Origin of the sequence: Streptomyces mutabilis (assembly GCF_046628145.1) — a bacterium.
Classification (GTDB): domain Bacteria; phylum Actinomycetota; class Actinomycetes; order Streptomycetales; family Streptomycetaceae; genus Streptomyces; species Streptomyces mutabilis.
This window is the reverse complement of record NZ_CP176874.1, coordinates 4,566,604-4,587,242: the sequence shown is the minus strand read 5'-3', so window position 1 is coordinate 4,587,242 and position 20,639 is coordinate 4,566,604. Positions and strand designations below refer to the sequence as shown.

18 protein-coding genes and 1 riboswitch are annotated in these 20,639 nt (G+C 72.4%); of the genes, 8 read left to right on the top strand and 10 right to left on the bottom strand.

Annotation, left to right across the window (positions count from 1 at the left end; translation table 11 throughout):
• Positions 1 to 97 precede the first annotated feature (97 nt).
• Positions 98 to 952, top strand: a complete 855-nt coding sequence (locus tag ACLIN4_RS20690) for an SDR family oxidoreductase (RefSeq protein ID WP_411576099.1) — start codon at positions 98 to 100, stop codon at positions 950 to 952.
• Between the two features lie 136 nt (positions 953 to 1,088).
• Positions 1,089 to 2,147 (top strand): EamA family transporter RarD, encoded by a 1,059-nt coding sequence (gene rarD, locus ACLIN4_RS20685; RefSeq protein ID WP_107480072.1) that lies wholly within the window; start codon positions 1,089 to 1,091, stop codon positions 2,145 to 2,147.
• A gap of 43 nt (positions 2,148 to 2,190) precedes the next feature.
• Here rarD and ACLIN4_RS20680 read toward each other — a convergent pair whose 3' ends face one another.
• The gene (locus ACLIN4_RS20680) at positions 2,191 to 2,814 is read right to left on the bottom strand and encodes a CGNR zinc finger domain-containing protein (protein WP_179342753.1); all 624 of its coding nucleotides are present in this window, start codon (positions 2,812 to 2,814) and stop codon (positions 2,191 to 2,193) included.
• Positions 2,815 to 2,835: 21 nt separating this feature from the next.
• Between ACLIN4_RS20680 and ACLIN4_RS20675 the strand changes: the two genes are divergently transcribed.
• Together ACLIN4_RS20675 and ACLIN4_RS20670 are read left to right on the top strand one after the other, a co-directional pair.
• Entirely contained in the window at positions 2,836 to 3,306 is a 471-nt protein-coding gene (locus ACLIN4_RS20675; RefSeq protein ID WP_107480067.1) for a VOC family protein, read from the top strand.
• Between the two features lie 176 nt (positions 3,307 to 3,482).
• Positions 3,483 to 4,457, top strand: a complete 975-nt coding sequence (locus ACLIN4_RS20670; protein WP_307652291.1) for a M28 family metallopeptidase — start codon at positions 3,483 to 3,485, stop codon at positions 4,455 to 4,457.
• A 30-nt stretch (positions 4,458 to 4,487) separates the two neighbouring features.
• On the opposite strand, the gene ACLIN4_RS20665 is transcribed toward ACLIN4_RS20670, so the two are convergent.
• From ACLIN4_RS20665 to ACLIN4_RS20645, 5 genes are all read right to left on the bottom strand, one after another.
• Positions 4,488 to 5,897: a tetratricopeptide repeat protein gene (locus tag ACLIN4_RS20665; RefSeq protein ID WP_307652292.1), complete on the bottom strand. Its 1,410-nt coding sequence runs from the start codon at positions 5,895 to 5,897 to the stop codon at positions 4,488 to 4,490.
• Between the two features lie 313 nt (positions 5,898 to 6,210).
• Positions 6,211 to 7,092, bottom strand: coding sequence for an ABC transporter permease (locus ACLIN4_RS20660; RefSeq protein ID WP_307652293.1), 882 nt, complete (start codon positions 7,090 to 7,092; stop codon positions 6,211 to 6,213).
• Complete coding sequence (locus ACLIN4_RS20655) at positions 7,079 to 8,125, bottom strand: ABC transporter ATP-binding protein (protein WP_290012790.1); 1,047 nt, start codon at positions 8,123 to 8,125, stop codon at positions 7,079 to 7,081. Before ACLIN4_RS20655 ends, ACLIN4_RS20660 begins: the two co-directional genes overlap by 14 nt.
• Before the next feature lie 40 nt (positions 8,126 to 8,165).
• Positions 8,166 to 9,389 (bottom strand): LolA family protein, encoded by a 1,224-nt coding sequence (locus ACLIN4_RS20650; RefSeq protein WP_307652294.1) that lies wholly within the window; start codon positions 9,387 to 9,389, stop codon positions 8,166 to 8,168.
• A 402-nt stretch (positions 9,390 to 9,791) separates the two neighbouring features.
• Positions 9,792 to 10,802 carry a polyprenyl synthetase family protein gene (locus ACLIN4_RS20645; protein WP_043381182.1) on the bottom strand — a complete coding sequence of 337 codons (1,011 nt, stop codon included), beginning with the start codon at positions 10,800 to 10,802 and terminating at the stop codon, positions 9,792 to 9,794.
• A gap of 807 nt (positions 10,803 to 11,609) precedes the next feature.
• Positions 11,610 to 11,777, top strand: a riboswitch (cyclic di-AMP (ydaO/yuaA leader).
• A 4-nt stretch (positions 11,778 to 11,781) separates the two neighbouring features.
• On the opposite strand from ACLIN4_RS20645, the gene ACLIN4_RS20640 reads away from it, so the two are divergent.
• Positions 11,782 to 12,273, top strand: coding sequence for a transglycosylase SLT domain-containing protein (locus tag ACLIN4_RS20640; protein WP_107479949.1), 492 nt, complete (start codon positions 11,782 to 11,784; stop codon positions 12,271 to 12,273).
• A gap of 16 nt (positions 12,274 to 12,289) precedes the next feature.
• On the opposite strand, the gene ACLIN4_RS20635 is transcribed toward ACLIN4_RS20640, so the two are convergent.
• On the bottom strand, positions 12,290 to 13,099 hold the full coding sequence (locus ACLIN4_RS20635; RefSeq protein ID WP_290012792.1) for an HAD family hydrolase: 810 nt from the start codon (positions 13,097 to 13,099) through the stop codon (positions 12,290 to 12,292).
• Positions 13,100 to 13,357: 258 nt separating this feature from the next.
• On the opposite strand from ACLIN4_RS20635, the gene ACLIN4_RS20630 reads away from it, so the two are divergent.
• From ACLIN4_RS20630 to ACLIN4_RS20620, 3 genes are all read left to right on the top strand, one after another.
• On the top strand, positions 13,358 to 14,428 hold the full coding sequence (locus tag ACLIN4_RS20630; protein ID WP_373420359.1) for a GNAT family N-acetyltransferase: 1,071 nt from the start codon (positions 13,358 to 13,360) through the stop codon (positions 14,426 to 14,428).
• A gap of 40 nt (positions 14,429 to 14,468) precedes the next feature.
• Positions 14,469 to 15,836 (top strand): glycosyltransferase, encoded by a 1,368-nt coding sequence (locus ACLIN4_RS20625; protein WP_290012793.1) that lies wholly within the window; start codon positions 14,469 to 14,471, stop codon positions 15,834 to 15,836.
• A 119-nt stretch (positions 15,837 to 15,955) separates the two neighbouring features.
• Positions 15,956 to 16,711 carry a polysaccharide deacetylase family protein gene (locus ACLIN4_RS20620; RefSeq protein WP_107479907.1) on the top strand — a complete coding sequence of 252 codons (756 nt, stop codon included), beginning with the start codon at positions 15,956 to 15,958 and terminating at the stop codon, positions 16,709 to 16,711.
• A gap of 10 nt (positions 16,712 to 16,721) precedes the next feature.
• On the opposite strand, the gene ACLIN4_RS20615 is transcribed toward ACLIN4_RS20620, so the two are convergent.
• The 3 genes from ACLIN4_RS20615 to ACLIN4_RS20605 are packed head-to-tail and all read right to left on the bottom strand — an operon-like array spanning position 16,722 to position 20,305.
• Positions 16,722 to 17,861: a glycosyl hydrolase gene (locus ACLIN4_RS20615; RefSeq protein WP_289906862.1), complete on the bottom strand. Its 1,140-nt coding sequence runs from the start codon at positions 17,859 to 17,861 to the stop codon at positions 16,722 to 16,724.
• Complete coding sequence (locus tag ACLIN4_RS20610) at positions 17,858 to 18,454, bottom strand: hypothetical protein (RefSeq protein WP_307652296.1); 597 nt, start codon at positions 18,452 to 18,454, stop codon at positions 17,858 to 17,860. The genes ACLIN4_RS20615 and ACLIN4_RS20610 overlap by 4 nt, the downstream gene beginning before the upstream one ends.
• Before the next feature lie 18 nt (positions 18,455 to 18,472).
• Complete coding sequence (locus ACLIN4_RS20605; RefSeq protein WP_107479908.1) at positions 18,473 to 20,305, bottom strand: glycosyltransferase; 1,833 nt, start codon at positions 20,303 to 20,305, stop codon at positions 18,473 to 18,475.
• Positions 20,306 to 20,639: the final 334 nt, after the last annotated feature.

The window sequence follows — 20,639 nt, the reverse complement described above, 5'->3', positions numbered from 1 at the left end:
CTGTAGGTAAGTACCTTACTTCAAAGTGGGCACTTTCCCTTGGTTAGCGCACCGCCTAGGGTTAGTGGCACCGACCCCCACAAGGAGTACCGAAGCCATGAGCATCGTCGTCACCGGAGCCACCGGACACCTCGGCCGCCACGTCGTACAGCAGCTGCTGGAGAAGGTGCCGGCCGACCGGATCACCGCCGTCGTCCGCGACCGCGACAAGGTCGCCGACCTCGCCGCCCGCGGCGTACGGCTCGCGGTCGCCGATTACAACGCCCCCGAGACCTTCGACGGCCTGTTCGCGGCCGGCGACCGCGTGCTGCTGGTCTCCGGCAACGAGTTCGACAAGGGCCGCGTCGGCCAGCACACGGTCGTGATCGACGCGGCCAAGAGGGCGGGGGTCGCCCTGCTCGCCTACACCAGCGCCCCCAGCAGCCTCACGGCCACGCTCGCCGACGACCACCGGGCCACCGAGGAGGTACTGGTCGGTTCCGGCGTGCCCTACGTGCTGCTGCGCAACGGCTGGTACCACGAGAACTACACCGAGCAGCTCGCCCCGGTCCTGGAACACGGAGCCGTCGTGCAGGCGGCCGGCGAGGGACGCGTCTCCTCCGCCTCCCGCGCCGACTACGCGGCCGCCGCGGTCGCCGTCCTGACCGGCGAGGGCCACGAGAACAAGGCGTACGAGCTGGGCGGTGACGAGGCGTGGAGCTTCGCCGAGTACGCCGCCGAGCTGAGCCGGCAGACCGGCCGGGACATCGCCTACACCCCCGTCTCCACCGAGGCCTACACCGGCATCCTCACCGGCGTCGGGGTGCCCGCCCCGCTGGCCGAGGTCTTCGCGGGAGTGGACGCCGCCATCGAGAAGGGCGAGCTCGTCGTCTCCACCGGCGACCTGTCGCGGCTGACCGGCCGCCCGACCACACCGCTGGCCGAGGCCGTCGCCGCCGCGCTCAAGGGCTGACCTGCGCCGCAGGCCCCACAACACCCTCCTGTCATGACCGTATGCCGATACGGGCATGACAGGAAGCCGGGTACGGCGCTACCTTCGTCCTGGCATGCATCCGTCCCGGCATGCCGAGTGCGAGAAGGAGGTGCCCGTGGCCGGGTCGTCCAGGAGTGAGCAGCGCGTAGGCCTGCTGAACGGCTTCGCGGCGTACGGGATGTGGGGCCTGGTCCCACTGTTCTGGCCGTTGCTCAAGCCCGCGGGCGCCGGGGAGATCCTCGCCCACCGGATGGTGTGGTCCCTCGCGTTCGTCGCCGTCGCCCTGCTGGTCGTGCGGCGCTGGGCCTGGGCCGGGGAGCTGCTGCGGCAGCCGCGCAGGCTCGGTCTGGTCGCCGTGGCCGCGGCGGTCATCACCGTCAACTGGGGCGTCTACATCTGGGCTGTGAACAGCGGCCATGTCGTCGAGGCCTCGCTCGGGTACTTCATCAACCCGCTGGTCACCATCGCGATGGGCGTGCTGCTGCTGAAGGAGCGGTTGCGGCCCGTGCAGTGGGCGGCGGTCGGCACCGGCTTCGCGGCGGTGATCGTCCTGACCGTCGGCTACGGCAGGCCGCCGTGGATCTCCCTCTGCCTCGCCTTCTCCTTCGCCACGTACGGCCTGGTGAAGAAGAAGGTCAACCTCGGCGGCGTCGAGTCACTGGCCGCCGAGACGGCGATCCAGTTCCTTCCCGCGCTCGGCTACGTGCTGTGGCTGGGCGCGCAGGGCGAGTCGACGTTCACCTCCGAGGGCCTCGGGCACTCGGCGCTGCTGGCCGCGACCGGTCTGGTCACCGCCATCCCCCTGGTCTGCTTCGGCGCGGCGGCGATCCGCGTGCCGCTGTCCACGCTGGGGCTGTTGCAGTACCTCGCCCCGGTCTTCCAGTTCCTGCTCGGCATCCTCTACTTCGGCGAGGCCATGCCGCCCGAGCGCTGGGCCGGTTTCGCGCTGGTCTGGCTGGCGCTCTCCCTGCTCACCTGGGACGCCCTGCGCACGGCCCGCCGGAACGCCCGGGCGCTCAGGGCCGGACTGGACCGGGCGGGCGCCGGCGTGCCGCCGGCCAAGGGCGGGCCTGGGCGGGACTCAGGGATCGTGGCCTCCGGAGTGCCGGCTCCGGACTCCGCCGGGAACGGACAGAACGAACAACTCGACGCGCCGGCGGCGGGGAAGCCCTAACGCACCCCTCCCCTCCTCCGGCCGCCTCCCCGTCCGGCCTTCTTCAGTCCGCTCCGGGGGCCCGCCGGGCGCGGTGCGCCCTGGCCTTCTCGCGGTTGCCGCAGTGCTCCATCGCGCACCAGCGGCGGCGCCCGGGGCGTGAGGTGTCGACGAACAGCAACCGGCAGTCATGGGCGCCGCACTCGCGGATGCGGTGGGCGTACGGGCCGGTGAACAGTTCGATCGCGTCGCGCGCGACCGTCGACAGCAGGCGGCCCCCCGTGGCCCCGGGAGCCCAGCCGCGGGTGCCGTCGGCCTCGATACGGGCGGCGAGCGGCGGCTCGGCGGCTGCGGCGTTGACCGCGTCCAGGTGCTCGGGCCGCAACGGACGTCCGTGGGCGCGGTCCGCGGTGAGCAGGAAGAGGGCGTCTCGCAGGGTCCGGGCCCGCCGCACATCGGCCTGTTCCAGAACGAGGTCCAGCCCGTCCGGCAGCCGGCTGCGGTCCGCCCAGGCCGCCAGGTCCGCGGGCTCGTGCAGTACCTCCCAGCGCGCGTAGGCGCCCGGCCCGCCCGTGGTCAGCAACTCCAGGCAGAGCGCCCCCGGGTCGAAGCGGTACGGCTTGCCGTCGTACGACAGCAGCGTCAGTCCGGGGGACGGTTTCGGCGTTTTCGTTGCCCGCTCACTCACGTAACCACTATAACTGGTTACATGACATCGACTTCGGGGCCCGCCCCTCTGCACTTCAAGATCGTCATCGACGCTGCCGCACCCCACGCGCAGGCGGACTTCTGGGCCGCCGCCCTGCACTACGAGGTGGAGGACAACAGCGCGCTCATCGAGAAGCTGCTGGGCTTCGGGGCCGTACCGGCCGAGCTGACCGTCGAGTCCCACGGCCGGCGCGCCTGGCGGGACCTGGCCGCCGTACGGCACCCGGAAGACCCGTACCAGGAGGAGAGCGGCGCGGGACTGGGGCGGCGCCTGCTGTTCCAGCGGGTACCGGAGGCCAAGACCGGCAAGAACCGGGTCCACCTCGACGTGCACTCGGCCGAAGGGCGGCGCGAGGAGGAAGTGGCCCGACTGGAGGCACTGGGGGCGAGCGTGCTGCGGCAGGTGAAGGAGCCCGGCGGGGAGTGGGTGGTGATGGCGGACCCCGAGGGGAACGAATTCTGCGTGCACTAGGGGGACGGGGGCGATGCCTGGATGCGCGGCCGCGCGGCCACTTCTCTCCGGTATGCGCAACAGCGTGGCCGGATAGCGGTCTTGACGGGTGGTCAGTCCCGGCCACACCATCCAGGCACCCCATTCACAGCGGAGTCCGCTCCCCAGAGACTCCCCAGGAATCCGGAGCCCCCCACATGAAGCTCCCTCTTTCCAGGCGCGCGCTGACGGCCGGCGCCGTCGCCGTCGCCACACTGATAGCCGGCGGATCGGTGGCCGGTGCGGCACCCGCCGCCGGGCACCCCGCCGAGTCCACCGCCCCCGCTTCGGCGGCCGCCGCGCCCGACATCCCGATAGGCAACGTCAAGGCCCACCTGGCGCAACTGCAGTCGATCGCCACGGCGAACGGCGGCAACCGCGCCCACGGCCGTCCCGGCTACCAGGCCTCGCTCGACTACCTGAAGGCGAAGCTGGACGCGGCCGGGTTCACCACCACCGTCCAGCGGTTCACCGCGTCCGGCCGCACCGGCTACAACCTGATAGCCGACTGGCCCGGCGGCGACGCGAATCAGGTTGTCATGGCCGGGTCACATCTGGACAGCGTCTCCTCGGGTCCCGGAATCAACGACAACGGCTCCGGTTCGGCGGCCGTCCTGGAGACCGCGCTCGCCGTCGCACGATCGGGCCACCGACCCGCCAAGCACCTGCGTTTCGCCTGGTGGGGCGCCGAGGAGCTGGGGCTGGTCGGATCCCGCCACTACGTCAGCAACCTCGGCTCGGCCGGCCGCGCGAAGATCAGCGGCTACCTGAACTTCGACATGATCGGCTCGCCCAACCCCGGCTACTTCGTCTACGACGACGATCCCACCATCGAGAAGACCTTCAAGGACTACTTCGCCGGCCTCGGCATCTCGACGGAGATCGAGACCGAGGGCGACGGACGCTCCGACCACGCTCCCTTCAAGAACGCGGGCGTTCCCGTCGGCGGCCTCTTCAGCGGCGCCGACTACCGGAAGACGGCCGCGCAGGCCGCCAAGTGGGGCGGCACCGCGGGCCAGCCGTTCGACCGGTGCTACCACTCGTCGTGCGACACGACGGCCAACATCGACGACACGGCCCTGGACCGCAACAGCGACGCCATCGCGTACGCGATGTGGGAGCTGTCGCAGTAGGGCCGACGTCGGCCTCCGGGCAGGAACCGGTCAGCCGGCCTGGGCGCGAGCGGCTCGTTCGGTGAGGCGGCCCATACGGGTGCGGGCCGACGCCAGTTCCTCGGCGTCCTCGGCGGCCGGGCCGTCCTCGGCGGCGAGCTCGCTCCACAGGCCCACCAGGTCGTGACCGAGTTCCAGGCCGCGCGCCGGGTCGCGTACGGCGCGCCAGGCGGTGGCCGCGCTCTGGACGTTGCCGTACGTGGCCTCCGCGTCGCCCGCGCGGCGGTGGATCCGGGCCAGGTCCAGGGAGAGGCGGAACGCACGGTCGGGGTCGCCGGACAAGTAGGCGATGTAGGCGGTGAGTTCGCGGAGCCGGAGCACCTCGGGGTGCTCCGGCCCCAGCGTTTCGGAGGCGTCCGCCACGGCCTGCTCCGCCAGGGCGGCCGCGGCTTCCGTACGCCCTTCCTTGACGGCCTCGTTGATACGGGCCGTCGGCTCCGCGAGGAGCGCGGGGGTGGTGGCGTCACCGGGGGCGGTCAGCGGCTCGTCACCGAGCACGGCCTCGGCCACGGCGTCGAAGCCGCGGGCGGGGGTGGGGGTGGTCTTGGGACCGGGATCGGCATCGAGGCCGATGAGTGGACCGGGGGCGGCCACCGGAACAGGTGCCACCGGCTCACGGACCGCACCCGGCACAGGCGCCACCGGCTCACGGACCGTCCCCGGAACGGGCGCCATCGGCTCACGGGCGGCCATCGGAACGCCGGGGCCTGCCGCCTCGGGTCCGGCCGTCGCCTCGGGTCCGGCCGCCGCGGCGGCCCCGGTGCCGGCCCCAGTCGTGGGCGGGGCTCCCTCGCCTGCCGGACCGTCGGTCGCCGCGCCACCGTCCATCCGGGGCGGCGGCCCGAACTCCCCCGTCGGAGGAGCCACCGTGCCGGGCGCCACGGCCCTCTCCGCGGCCCCCGTCGCCCCGGGCAGGGCCCGCAGCGTGAAGGTCGGCGAGGAGTCGCCGGCCGGCGTCGGCTGCGGCTCGGGCACCGCCGACAGGCGGAACGTGGGGGCGGCGTCCCGCACCGGTGCCACCGAGCGCAGGACGTAAGTGGGCCGGTCCTGCCGTACGGCATGGTCCTCGGAAACCGTCGGCACCGGCTCCCCCGCGAGGTGGCTGGAGCCGTCCGGGTCGACCCGGAGCGGAACGGAACATCCGATGCGCTCGTCGTGGATCGTGGCGAGGACGGGGTGACCGGCGGCGACGGCGAGGCGGTGGAGGCGGTCGAGGACGGCGTTGTGGATCTCCTCGCCGGGCGCCGCGAAGACCGGTGAGCCGTCGACCGAAGCACTGCGCGCGCCGGAACCGGCCGAGGCGGCCTCCGGCACACGGACGTCGATCGGCGTCGCCGCAGGGCCGGGCGGTCGCTCGGCGCCGTCGTGTTCCCGTTGCCTGTCGCGGCCGAGTCGAGACATCGTTCCCCCACTCATCGGCGGCTTCCGTCGGCGGCTTCGTGCCCGTACCGTCCAGAGCCTGTCATGCCTGTCGTACACCTACCGTCGAGTTTCGCCGCTCGCCCGCGATTCTCACGTCACCGGGGTGTCACAGGCTCGTTCCAGCTGCAAGAGGCCCTCGGTGTCACGCGCCGGGGCGCCCTGAACGGCTCGCTCACCGGCGGGCCGCTCCCGGCAGGGGCGGCGTGGAAGCCACGTCGCCGCGGACGTCCGGCCCCGGCCTGCCGGCCACCGCCGGCGCCGCCGCACTCGCCCGGCGTCGCGCCGTCGGCCGTTACGCCGTGATGTCCTTCGCCGTGAACCGCGCCCACGCCGCCGAGCCGAAGACCGCCGCGTAGAGGGCCTGGAGGCCGAGGTTCCTGGTCAGGTCCTCCCAGTAGACCGGTTCGCGCATCAGGTCGGCGAAGGACAGCCAGTAGTGCGAGAAGAAGTACGGCTGGAGCGCGTCGAGCTGCGGGATCTGGTCGAGGATCTGGACGGTGATCAGCAGCCCGACGGTGGTCGCCATCGCCGCGATGCCGCTGCCGGTCAGGGTGGAGACGAACAGGCCGAGCGCCGCGACGCCGACGAGTGAGGCGGCGACGACGAGGGCGATCAGGAACGCGCGTCCCAGGCCCTGCGCGTAACCGATCCGGGTGCCGGAGATGGTGATCAGATCGCCGACCGGGAACAGCAGCGCCCCGACCGCGAGCGCCGAGACGGCGACCACCAGGGTCGCGGCGAGGCAGAAGGCGATCACGGTGGCGTACTTGGTGAGCAGCAGACGGGTGCGGCCCGCAGGTGCGACCAGGAGATAGCGGAGCGTGCCCGCGCTCGCCTCGCCGGCGATCGCGTCGCCCGCGACGACGCCCACGGCCATCGGCAGGAAGAACGGGAGGGTCGCGGCGAGCGCGGTGAAGACCAGGAACAGGCCGTTGTTGCTGATCTGCGAGATGAAGGCCGGTCCCTCGCCGCCGCCTCCCCCGCCGAGGGAGGAGCCGTCGCTCGTCTCGATCTTCACGGCGATGCCCACCAGGACCGGCACGGCGGCCAGCACACCCAGCAGGGCGAGGGTGCGCCAGCGCCGGAAGGTGATCGACAGTTCGCTGCGGAGCAGTCCGAAGGTCCACAGCGGGCTCGGGGTGCGCACCGGCCGCCGCGTCTCAGCCCGCGACATCGAAGCCCTCCCCGGTCAGCGCCACGAACGCGTCCTCCAGGGACGCCCTTTCCACCCCGAAGCCGCGGACCCGGACGCCGGCCGTGACCAGCGCGGTGTTCAGGTCGGCGAGGTCTCGGTCGGGTGGCTCCGCGGTCACCCGGTCCTCGGCGACGACCACGTCACCGGCCCCCTGCTCCTTGAGCACCCGGGCCGCGTCCGCCGCGTCCGGCGTGGTGACCACCAGCCGGCCGCGCGCCCCGGCCGACAGGTCGGCGACCGGGCCCTGGGTGATCAGCCGTCCCTGCGCCATCACGGCGGCGTGCGTGCACACCTGCTCGATCTCGTCCAGCAGGTGGGAGGAGAGGAAGACGGTGGTGCCGTCGGAGGCCAGTTCGCGCACCAGCGTGCGGATCTCGCGCATGCCCTGGGGGTCGAGTCCGTTGGTGGGCTCGTCCAGGACGAGCAGGCGGCGGGGCTGGAGCAACGCCGCGGCGAGCCCGAGGCGCTGCTTCATGCCGAGCGAGTACGCCTTCGCCTTCTTGCCGGCGGCGGCCGAGAGGCCCACGCGGTCGAGCGCCGCCGCGACGCGTTCGCGCCGGGTGCGCGGGTCGGCGCCCGGGTCGGCGGCGTCGTAGCGCAGCAGGTTGTCGCGGCCGGAGAGGAAGCCGTACAGGGCCGGGCCCTCGATGAGGGCGCCGACCCCGGGCAGTACGGCGCGGGCTTCGCGCGGCATCGGTCTGCCCAGTACGCGGGCGGTGCCCGAGGTCGGCTCGATCAGGCCCATCAGCATGCGGATGGTGGTGGTCTTGCCGGAGCCGTTGGGGCCGAGGAAGCCGAAGACGCTGCCCGCCGGGACGGTCAGGTCGAGACCGTCCACGGCGAGCTGCCCGCCGCGGTAGCGCTTGGTGAGCCCGCGGGTGGCGATGACCGCGTCGTCCGTGCTCCCCCGCTCCCGGTGCTCAGAGCGCCCTGGGGACTCCGAGCGCCCGGGGTGCTGCGGGCGCTCCGGGCTCTCCGGGCTCTCCCGCTCCGTGGCGGACGGTTCGGCCATCGGCTCCCTCTCCTCGTCGCTCCCCGCTCCGTGCCGGCGTCTACCGCGCCGCGTCGGCCGCCTTCACCAGCGCGTCCTTGGTGACGGCACCTGCGTAGATCTTGCCGTCGTCCGTGATCAGGGCGTTGACCAGGCGGGTCTTGAAGACCGTGCCGGAGCCGAAGTCGCCCTTGACCTGGTCGCCGAAGGAGCCGAGGAAGCCGCCGAGGTCACCGCCCGCGGAGGCCGTGGGCAGGCCCTGGCCGCCGGTGTCGAAGGTGGCGATCGAGTTCCAGCCCTCGCCGATGACCTTGAGGCCGTCCAGTTCCTCGGCCACGTCGCCGCCGGCCGCCTCGCGCTCGTGCTCCGGGGCCCCGGTCATCTCGTCGCCCTCGGTGACCTTCGCGCCCTTGGGCGGCGTGAAGTCGAAGGTCGACGCGTCCGGCTTCGCGAAGCTGACCTGGGTGAAGCCCGCGTCCACGACGGCGGCGCCGCCGCTTGTCGGGGTGAGCGTGAACTTCAGCGGCATGCCCGTCTTCGCGTCCACCGCGATGCTGACGGCGCCGACCGTGGAGCCCTCCTGCTTGGGCTTGATCACCAGTCGGTACGCGTCCCGGCCGGCCACCTGCGCGGTGCCGTCGACGGTCACGGAGGTGGTGTCGTCGACCGCCTTGAGGGCCTGGTCGGCGAAGTCCTTCGGCGTGGCCGGCGCCTCCTTCTCCGGCTGCCCGGCGGACTCGGAGGTGGTCGAGTGGTAGACCTCGTTGGACTTGCTGTCGTAGCCCCAGACGTCCTTGCCGTCGTGGATCAGGCTGTACTCGGCGGCGTTCTCCAGCAGCGAGAGCTTCTGCCGGTCGGGGCCGTCCGCCGCGACCCGCAGCGTGTGCGTGCCGGACACCAGCTCGGTGAGCTTGGCCGACGGGTCCGCGGCGGAGCCGTCCTCGTCACCGGCCGCGCCCGGCGTACCGGACATGCCGGACATGCCGGACATCAGGCCGCTTTCCAGGCCGCCGAGATCCGGCAGACCCAGATCCGTGGTGATCTTCACCGTGCCGGACAGCTGCTCGACATCCGACTTGGCGATCTTCTCTATGAGTTGTTCCGCCGTGACCTTCGGAAGGTCGGGGTCCCCGGAGTCGGCGATCGCGGGGACGAGCCCGATCGTCGCGGCCGCCACTCCCATCACCGCGACCGGGACGACGTACCGCGCGGCCCTGCGCCGTCCGGGGCGCAGGTCCTCGCCCTCCCCGGCGGTCCTGTTGTCGTCGGAATCGATCGGTGCCATCTGTGCCCTACCTCCGTCGTCGGCGGCGGCTGTCTCGCGACTTCGCACTCGTCGTCTCACCCGTGAGCCGCCATTCTCACCCGAATCGGTGAGGATTGGTGTTTTCCGTGGTGTCCATCTGACCAAATCGGCCGGGAAGAAGCGTCAGACCGCGGGCTCAACTCCGCGTACTCCTGCGGGATGACACGGACGGGCGGCGACTCCCCCGGCCCGTAGGGGGTGGGGTGCGACCCCCGCACCGGCGCGCCGCCCGGCGGTGCCGGGGCGTCGAGTACGCCGAGCATCCCGAGGCCCGGGGGCCCGGGGGCCCGGGGGCCCGGGTCATGATCCCGACGCAGAACACACCGGGTCGTGGCGGTGGCCACCACCACGACCGTGAGGCACGTCACTGAGACCGGACGTTCAGCCCGCCCGGTGCACCACGGCGTCGCACAGCTCCACCAGCGCGGACTTCGCCTCGCACTCCCGCAGCGGGGCCAGTGCCGCCCGGGCCTCCCTGGCGTACCGGACGGTGTCCTTGCGCGCCTGCTCCAGCGCGGGGTGGGCGCGCAGCAGGCGCAGCGCCTCGGCGTGCCGGGCGTCGTCACTCAGGTCGGAGTCGAGCAGCTCGGACAGCGCGACGTCCTCGGCGAGCCCCAGCCGTTCCGCGCGCTCGCGCAGCCGCAGCACCGGAAGGGTCGGGATGCCCTCGCGCAGGTCGGTCCCGGGCGTCTTGCCGGACTCGTGGGAGTCGGAGGCGATGTCCAGGACGTCGTCCGCGAGCTGGAAGGCGACGCCGAGCCGCTCGCCGTACTGGGTGAGCACGTCGACGACCGTCTCGTCGGCGCCGGACATCATCGCGCCGAACCGGCAGGAGACCGCCACCAGCGACCCCGTCTTGCCGCCCAGCACGTCCAGGTAGTGGTCGACCGGGTCCCGTCCGTCCTGGGGGCCGGCCGTCTCCAGAATCTGACCGGTGACGAGCCGCTCGAACGCCAGCGCCTGCACGCGGACCGCCTCGGGCCCGAGGTCGGCGAGGATCTGGGAGGCACGGGCGAAGAGGAAGTCGCCGGTGAGGACGGCGACCGAGTTGCCCCAGCGGGTGTTCGCGCTGGGCACTCCGCGACGCACGGCCGCCTCGTCCATCACGTCGTCGTGGTACAGGGTCGCGAGGTGGGTCAGCTCGACGACTACGGCCGAGGGCACGATGCCGGGGGCGTAGGGGTCGCCGAACTGTGCCGAGAGCATCACCAGCAGTGGCCGGAACCGTTTGCCACCGGCTCGCACCAGGTGCTGGGCGGCCTCCGTGATGAAGGGCACCTCGCTTTTGGTTGCCTCAAGCAACCCTTCCTCGACCGCAACCAATCCGGCCTGGACATCGGCTTCCAGAGCCTGGTCCCGCACGCTCAGCCCGAACGGCCCGACGACGGTCACGAGGGGTCTCCTGTCTGCTGGTGTCTACTGGCGATTACCTGGTTTGTCGATAGGTCGCTGCCACCACTCAAGTCAGCGTATCCGGTCACGTTTCGATCACCGCTAGCGCCCACCGTTACAGGCCGGTCGGTATCGGATCATGCGCCGTATGTTTTTGATCAGTCGATATGAGCAGATATTGATCGACATCGCCGCGACCGGAAGTCGCCACCGAAGATCACATCACCCCTCCCAACGCCCCGCACTCCGAGCGCGTCACCCACTCGGCCTCCCCTTCCTGAACGAGCGCCTGCCCGCGCGGCGAGCAGGCGAACACCGGACGGGGCGGCGGCCGGAAAGTCGGACGGAACGACGGACGGAGCAACGGGCGGAGCAACGGACGGAACAGCGAGCCCGACAACAGGCGACACGCCGAACGGGACACCCGCCGAGACCTGGAGCCAGCCGGCGGCAACCCGGCCGGCCACCGACCGACCTCGAACCCGACCTCGAAGCCGACCTCGAAGCCCTCCTAGCCTGCGGCCGATTGACTCACACTTGGCCCTAATGCCCGTTTTGACGCACTTATTGAATCCAGTGAGTTGGCTCACTTGGCGCCACCCGTAGGCAACCCGGCCGCCGACTGTGCCCTCCCTTTGTGCCGCAAGCCAGTTGAAGCTTGGCAGCCGCAAAGGATCAAGCACCCCAAATGCCCCAGACCAAGGTCAACAGGCGTGTTGGGTGATTCCTGCACTTGTTCCGGACATGTGCTCTCGCATACGTTCCCGGCCTGTCGGGCGGACGCCGAATCCTGCCACCGCCCGGACGCACAGTCATCCGCCAACACACTCGCCGGCAGGAGCGGGGGACCCAGGTAAGTCGCCGCACCGGTCACGACCGGAACGGCTAGGGGTGAAGCCGTGCCCGTCAGGGCCCGGCCGGGCACCTCCCCGCCCGAACCCGACAGCTCACCTCGCAGGCGTAAGGAGAGGGACTCAGCATGTCTGCCAACAGTCAGAACCGACACGCCCGTACCAGCCGCCTCGCCCGCAAGCTGGCCGTCGCCGGCACCGGTGCCGCGGTGCTCGCCCTGCCGCTGATCGGCGCCACCAGCGCCTCCGCGGCCACCCCGGCGGCCGCCACGACCGCCACCACGGCGGCGACGACGTACCCCGACAACCTCGACGGCTGGATCCGCGAGTCGCTCGACATCATGGCGCAGCACGGCATCCCCGGGTCGTACGAGGGCATCCACCGCAACATCATGCGGGAGTCCTCCGGCAACCCGCTCGCCATCAACAACTGGGACATCAACGCCATCAACGGCACCCCGTCCAAGGGCCTGCTCCAGGTGATCGACCCGACCTTCCAGGCGTACCACGTGCCCGGCACCTCCTGGGACCCGTACGACCCGGTCGCCAACATCACCGCGGCCTGCAACTACGCCGCCGACCGGTACGGCTCGATGGACAACGTCTTCGGCGCGTACTGAGCCGCGGCGAGCCGTACTACGAATCGCTGAAGATCCGTTCGAGGACGACGGCCACGCCGTCGTCCTCGTTCGTCGTGGTGACCTCGTCGGCGACCGCCTTGAGTTCGGGGTGGGCGCCGGCCATCGCGACGCCGTGGGCCGCCCAGTGGAACATGGGGATGTCGTTGGGCATGTCCCCGAAGGCGATGGTCCGCCGCCGGCTCACCCCCAGGCGTTCGGCGGCCAGCGCCAGCCCGGTCGCCTTGGTGATGCCGCACGGCTGGAGCTCCACCGTCCCCGGCCCGGACATGGTGACCGTGGCGAGGGAGCCGACCACCGCGCGCGCCGTCGCAGCCAACTCGTCGTCGGACAGGTCCGGGTGGCGCAGCAGCACCTTGCTGATCGGCTTGGCCCACAGCTCGTCGCGCCGGTCGACGCGCACCGCGGGCAGCGTCGGGTGGGGCATCAGGTACCCGGGCTCGATGAGCGTGAGGCCGTCGACGCCGTCCTGGTCGACCGCGGCGTACACCTGCCCGACCTCCGCCTCGATCTTGCCGAGCGCCGTTTCGGCCAGTTCCCGGTCCAGGGTGACCGACCACAGCATCCGGTGCGCGCCCGCGTCGTAGACCTGTGCGCCCTGACCGCACACCGCGAGCCCCGTGCAGCCGAGGCGTTCCAGGAGGGACCGCACGCGGGGCGCCGGCCGTCCCGTCACCACCAGGTGCCGCGCACCGGCGCCGGCCGCCCGGGCCAGCGCGGCCAGCGACCGGTCGGAGACGGTGTCGTCGCCGCGGAGCAGCGTGCCGTCGAGGTCGGTGGCGACGAGTGAATATGCGGTGCGGTCCATGATCAGAGAATACGGACGCCGCACCTGCCCGACTCACCCGCGACCACTTCCGAACGAGGAGGCGGCGAGTACGCCCGAGTACGCACGACGACGCCCGAACGTGTCCAAAACCTGGCACATCATCGGCTAAAGCCGGTTAAGGGCCTGTGCACCGGTTGGCAACAAGATGGCCCGCTACCTACCGGCCGGGCGGCCCCGGGGGTACCTTCCTTGTGTCCAGGGGGACTTGATCGGGGGGTCGGGTTGAACAGCGGACGTGTGCGTGTGCTCAGGCCTGAGGAGCTGGGCGAGGGGGAACGGGAACGCTGGCGGGAGCTGCGCGCCAAGTCGACGGCGCCACGCAATCCCTTCATGGAACCGGAGTTCACCGACGTCGTGGGCCGGGTACGGCCGCGGGCGCGGGTGGCGGTGGTGTACGACGGCGGCGAGGCGGCGGGTTTCCTGCCGCACGAGCGCGGGCCCCTGGGGCAGGGCCGCGCGATCGGGCTCGGGGTGTCCGACTGCCAGGGCGCGGTGCTGCGCCAGGACCTCGCCCCGGACACCCGCCAACTGCTGCGGGCCTGCTCCCTGTCCAGTTTCGCCTTCGACAACCTGGAGGCGGAGCAGGGGCTGTTCGTGCCGCACGCCGCGGAGGAGCACGCCACCTACGTCATCGACGTGGAACAGGGTTACGAGGCGTACGAGAACGTGCTGCGCGCGCAGTCGCCGAAGTTCCTGAAGACCACCCTGGCCAAGGAGCGCAGGCTCGGCCGCCAGGTCGGGGACGTGCGCTTCGTGTTCGACGAGCGTGATCCGGCCGCGCTGCGCACGCTCATGGGGTGGAAGTCGGCGCAGTACCGCAGGACGGGGCGCCGGGACCGGTTCGCCCAGGAGTGGATCACCCGGCTCGTCGCACGGCTGGCCGTGACGCGGGCGCCGGAGTGCACGGGCACCCTGTCGGTGCTCTACGCCGACGGCCGGCCCCTCGCCGCCCACTTCGGGCTGCGCTCGGCGACGGTCCTGGCGTGCTGGTTCCCGGCGTACGACCCGGACTTCGCGAAGTACTCGCCGGGGTTGATCCTGCACCTGCGGATGGCCGAGGCCGCCGCCGCCGAGGGCATCGGCATGCTCGACATGGGGCGGGGCCCGGCGGAGTACAAGGACTCGCTGAAGACCGGCGAACTGCCCGTGTACGAGGGCACGGCGACGCGTCCGGGCGCGGGCGCCGCGCTGCAATGGCTCGGGCGGGAACCGGTCCGCCGCGCGCACGGCTTCGTGCGCGCGAGGCCGCGGCTGGCGTCGCTGGCGGTACGGACGCTGCGGGGCGCGGCCCGGCTGCGGCGGTCATGACGGAGAGCGACACGGAGGGCAACCACGAGGGGGTGGGCGCATGGCCGGTGGGCGGCGTGCGCGGCAGGAGACACGGCGGGAGATAGAGCAGTTCCTGAGCATCGGGGCGGTGCAGGTCGCCGAGCTGGATCTGCCCGGTGCTCTGGGCGCGGAGGGCAAGGGGGGCACGGACACGGAAGGCGTTGAGCTGAGACCGGGGCCGGGCAGCGCACCGGTGACGTCCGGTGCGGTGTTCCTGCTGGTCAGACGGGCGGGGAGGCCCATCGGCACGGTACTCGGGCAGGTACCCGACGGCGCGGATCCCGTGGAGGTGCTGGCCGGACTCGCCCGGGAGCTGCCCCCGCAGGCGCCGTCGGAGCCGTTGCCCGTGCCGCCGTCCGCCAGTGTCGTGGTCGCCACGCGGGAACGCGCAGACCAGCTCGCCCGGGCCCTGGACTCGCTGCTCGCCCAGGACCACCCGGACTTCGAGATCGTCGTCGTCGACAACGCCCCCGTGACCGAGGAGACCCGGGAACTGGTCGAGCGGAAGTACGGCGAGCGGGTCCGGTACGTGTGCGAACCGGTGCCCGGACTGGCGATCGCGCACAACCGGGGGCTCGCGGCCGTACGCGGCCAGGTGGTCGCCTTCACCGACGACGACGTGGTCGCCGACCCGCGCTGGCTCACCGAGCTGACCGCGCCCTTCGCCGCCGACCCGGGTCTGGGCTGTGCCACGGGGCTGATCCTGCCCGCGCGGCTGCGCACCCCCGCCCAGGTGCTGCTGGAGAGCCACGGGGGCTTCGCGAAGGGGTTCACCCCGCGGACGTACGACCCGGCGCACCCGCCCGCCGACGAGCCGCTGTTCCCGTTCACCGCGGGCCGCTTCGGCTCCGGCGCCAACATGGCCTTCCGCACGGCGGTGCTGCGCTCGGTCGGCGGTTTCGACCCGGCGACCGGCGCGGGCACGCGCGCTCGGGGCGGCGACGACCTCTACGGGTTCGTCCGCGTCCTCGCCGAGGGGCGGCGGCTGCGCTACACGCCGAGCGCTCTGGTCTGGCACCACCACCGGGAGACCTGGCGCGACCTGGAGACTCAGGCGTACGGCTACGGCGCGGGCCTCACCGCGTACCTCACGGCGATCCTGGTGAACCGGCCCGCGCTGCTGCCGGCCTTCCTCGCGCGGGTACCGGGTGGGCTGGCGCACGCACGGGGGCTGACCGCCGTGCGCGCCACCGCTGCCGGTGACACGGAGGCCGCGGCGGAGACGGGGGCGGCGGCGGGGGCCGGGGCTCCGGGTGGGCACGACTCCCGTACGCATCCCTGGCCGCGGCGGCTGTCCCGGCTGCAGCGCCGGGGCATGCTGTACGGCCCCGTCGGCTATCTGCGCGCCCGCCGCGCCCTGCGTACGGTCGGGCTGGAGGCGCGGTGAGCGGGTCCGGGGGGCCGAGAGCGGCGGGGGGCCCGTCGGCGCGCCGGCGGGCGGGGGCCGGAGCAGTGGCACGCGGGGCGGGGGTCGGGCACATACCCGTCTTCCTCTACCACGCGGTGATGGACGACCCGCCCTCGTGGATCGCCGAGTTCACCGTCCGGCCGAAGGAGTTCGCCGCGCACCTCGACGCGATCGTCGACAGCGGCCGGACGCCCGTCACCATCAGCGCGCTCGCCGACCACCTCGCCGGGCGGGCACCGCTGCCGCCCCGGCCGGTGCTGCTCACCTTCGACGACGGCTTCGCCGACCTGCCCGGTCCCACCGCCGAGGCGCTGGCCGCGCGGGCGCTGACCGCCACCGCCTACCTCACCACCGGCGCCATCGCCCCGGGCGGCCGCAGCCTGCTGCCGCCCGCACCGATGATGACGCTGGACGCGGTGGCCGACCTGGAACGTTCCGGCATGGAGATCGGCAGCCACACCGTCACCCACGCCCAGCTCGACACCCTGTCCGCCAAGGACCTGGCGTACGAACTGCGCAGCTCCAAGGCGGTACTGGAGGACGCCCTCGGGCATCCGGTGCGCCACCTCGCCTACCCGCACGGCTACAACAGCGCGAAGGTGCGGTCGCTGTCGGCCCGCGCCGGGTACGAGACCGCCACCGCGGTGCGGCACGCGCTCAGTTCGGACCGCGACGAGCGGTACCGCATCGCGCGGCTCATCGTGCGGCAGAGCCACACGGTCGCCGACGTGACCGCGTGGCTGGCGGGAGAGGGCGCCCGGATCGCCCCCTACCGCGACGGTCCCAGGACGGTGGCGTGGCGCTGGTACCGGCGGGGCCGGGCCGTGGTCCGGGGGCCCGAGTTCGCGGGATGAGCGGGCCGGGTCATCCGAGCGGCTGGTTCAGGTGGGGGTCGGCGGCCGCCTTGCGCAGGCTGGCCCACGCCTGGTCGCCCGCGACGGCGAGATTGCAGTGCGGTCCCGGGTCGCGGTAGTTCCACTGGAGGGCCGCCTTGACGCCCTCCAGGTCCTTGAGCACCGCGGGCACCTGCGCGTACCAGTCCGCCTGCCGGTCCGGCCGCTTCGGGTCGGACGCGCTGCCGAACTCCGACAGCATCAGGGGCTTGTCGTCGGAGATGTTGGCGCGGATCCAGTCGTGGGTGGCGTGCTGGGTCTGGGCGAAACTCAGCCAGTCCGTCTTGTGGCAGAGGTAGTAGTTGTACTGGTTGTAGCCGATCCAGTCGACGTACTCGTCCCCCGGGTACATCTTCTCGAACAGGTCGGCGTGGTCCAGGTAGCCCGTGATGATCCAGGTCCACACGACGTTGTCGACGCCCAGCTCACGGAAGCGGTCGTGGATGTGCCGGTAGGCCCGGACGTAGTCGGCCGGGGTGCCGTTGTCGGGGGTACGGGTGTCCATCTCCAGGTCGAAGGAGAGGAACACCTTCTTCCCCGTGCGCTCCCCGTAGTCCTTGATGCGTCGCGCCTGGACGTCGACCACGGAGTCGTCCAGGTCACCGGCGGCGATCTGTTTCCAGGTCGGCTGCTGCTTCTTCGTGCCGCCCCACCACTTGCTCTCCCAGGACAGCAGCAGCATGCGGTCCTCGCCGACGCGCTGCTCCTGCTCGGTGAGGAGTTGTCCCTCCAGGCGGGTGTCCGTGACCGCGGACATGTCGTGGTACGTGTACACGATGTCGAGCCTGCGGCCGACGTTCTCCTCGTAGGCGTGCACCTTCTCGGCCAGGTCGGTCTTGTCGTGCGGCACGAAGGCGCCGAACCAGGCTCCGCAGGGCGGTTCGAGGAGTTCGGTGGGGCGGCACTTGGGATCGTCGGCCGGGTCGGCCGGGCCGGAGGCGTCGCGCAGGGCGAGCACCGCGACCAGGGCCGCGCAGGTGGCCGCGACGGAGGTGATCAGCAGTCGGCGCCGGCCCCGGCCCCCGCGGTCCCTGGGGGCCTTGGGCCGGCGGTGCTGTCCGGTCGTCGTCGAGTCCCCGGGCGTACGGCGCGCGGGACGGGCGAACCTCACAGAGTGGAACCCTTCCGTGTCCTCGGCGCCGCTCCCGGCGCCGTCCTGGGCATCGGGGAGGCACGCAGGCGCGGGCAGAACGCGGCCAGCGTGGTCAGCAGGGTGAGCGTCAGCAGGACACGGTCCCCGCTGAAGGCTTGCGCGGCTATCAGCACCGTGGCGACGAGCATCGCGGCGCCGACGCTGAGCAGGACGGCCAGCATCAGCCGTTCCAGCAGGTCGGAGTGGCGTTCGAAGCGGGCGCCCCGGCGTTCGACGGGGCCCTCCGCGCGGCGGGCCCGCAGCGCCGGGCCGCAGATGCCGACCAGGGCCGCGCCCGGACCGACGGCCAGGAAGGCGGCGACCGCCGCGCCGCGCAACGGCGAGCCGCCGGGCAGGGCGAGTGCGGCGAGCGCCAGCCAGCCGCCGAACGGGGGGAGCATGCGGATCACGAGGTCCTGCGGTGTCATGCCGTTCTGCGGTGCCGTGGCGGACTGCGGTGTCGTGGCGTTGTGCTGCGTCGGGGCGTTCTGTTGTGTCGTGGCATTCTGTTGTGTCGTGGCGTGCTGCTGCTTCATGGGGTTCTGCTGCGTCTTGGCGTTCTCTCGTGTCATCTTCTGGCCCGCCCTTCCTCAGCTCGCCGGTTTCAGGACGTAGAGCACGCCGGCGTCGTTCTCGGCGACCAGTTGGAACCTGGGTGACGAAGCCACGGACTCGCGGATGCGGTCCAACTGGGCCTTGTCCAGCTGGCCGTTCATCTCCGAGTTGGCCACCTGTCCCTGCGTGAGCAGGAAGTACGCGCGGGCCGGCGCCTCGACGGCGGCCATGTCGCGGGCCAGGACGGTGGCGGGGTCGCGGACGATCTCGTCGACGTGGCGCCGGTCGTCGTCGAGGAACCAGTAGTGGTCGACCCTCCAGTACTGCTCGTAGGCGAGCGGGTAGTTCCGGTTGGCGGCGACGACCATGGAGTCGTCGGGCGCCTGGCCGAAGAGCTGCTCGACGAGGGCGACCTCCCGGGGCGGGAAGTAGTTGACGCGGTCCTTGCCGGAGTAGCTCGGCACGAACGCCAGGGTCCCGGCGAGCAGCACGAGCAACGGCACCCACACGCCGTACCGCAGCGGTGGCAGCGAGGGCAGTGGGATGCGCCGCCGTCGTGCGGAGGTGGCCGGAGAGGCTCCCGCCGTCTCCCCCGCCGCGGCGTCGGCGGCCAGCGTGCGGACCTTGGGCAGCAGCGCGGCGGCGGCGAAGAAGGCGGCGCCGGGCATCATGAACATCAGTACCCGGAAGATCATCTCGCTGCCGTAGCTGCTCGCCACGAACATCGGCAACGGCGCCGCCGCGACCAGCAGCAAGGGCAGCGCCCGGTGCCGCAGCACCCGTTGGCGCAGCACGCCGGCCAGCGCCAGCAGCAGTACCGAACCCGACAGCAGCCGGGCCGCCCAGGAGGTCGCCACCGCACCGGTGCCCGTGGGCGTTGCTCCGTACCCTGTTTCGACGTTGGCGCCGACGTCACCGACGGACCGGATCATGTCCGGCAGCGCGGCGGACAGGAAGGGCAGCGCGGCCGTGAGGCACCAGGCCAGGAAGATCACGACCGTGGTGACCACCGGGACCCAGTCCCGGTGGCGGCGGGTGAGGGCCAGGGCGGCGAGCGTGACCACGAGCATGCCGGGCGTGAGCTGGTGCGAGACGACGATGGCGGTGACCAGCACGCTGAGCAGCACGGTCCACACGGCCTGCCCCTGCCTGCCGCGCCGCCCGCCGGAGCGGCCGTAGCGGCGCAGCACGACCGCGATGACGCCCAGGTGCAGGGCGAAGGCGATGGACTGCGGGGAGAAGTAGTCCTGGCCGACCCAGTTGCCGACGCAGAACAGCCACACGGCGGTCCAGATCAGCCGCCGGTCCTCTGTGAAGGTCCGGTAGATCAGCAGCAGCGGGAGCAGCAGCAGGACGCTGGAGACCAGGGGCCACCAGGCCATGTACATCGCGGCGTTGTCCACGCCCAGCAGCCGCACCAGCGCGGCCTGGGCGGCGAAGAAGCCGGGCCACTGGTCGTAGACGGCCATGTCGCCGAGCTGGTCCGCGCTCTGGAGGCTGCCGGACGTCAGCAGGTGGTCGATGACGGCGTCGTGCTTCCACGCCCACGCGTACAGCGGGGTCGGGTAGAGCAGGGCCTGGGTGGCCCGCTCCATCACCAGCAGGCCCAGGACGTACGCGAACGACCACGCGCCCGGGCGGCGCGGGTCGCGGACCGTGAACCAGAAGCCGGCGGTCAGCACGGCGAGACCGGCCCAGAAGGTGGGGTGCAGGGCGCTGACGAGGCCGAAGTCGTCCAGGGCGGACACGTCGGTGTGCCGTATCGCGTAACCCCACAGCGCGAGCGCGACGAGCAGGGGCAGGGCCGGCCAGGCGGCGGCCGCGCGGGCCGGCCAGGCGGCGGGGGTGAGGTCGGACAGATCCGTCACGGGCGGCTCGGTGGCGGAGCCGGAGGGCTCCGGGGTAGGGGGTCGGTGGGCGCGTGCCGGGTCCCGGTCCCGGGGGGGTGGACTCCCGGGCGGCGGACTCCCGACCCGGCCGGGCGGACACCTCCTGCGAGGTCCTGGTGGCCGTCTCCTGCGAGGCGCGGGGGGACGCCGTCGCTTCGTGGGCGTGTGCGTGACCGCGCTCGCGCCGTTGTTCCTCCTCGTGCTCTTCCTCGTGCTCGTGCTCGTGCTCGGACACGGTGGCGGTGGTCCCCGTCGCTCCGGCCGTTCCGGTCGTTCCGGTCGTTCCGGCCGCTCCGGCCGCTCCGGCCGCTCC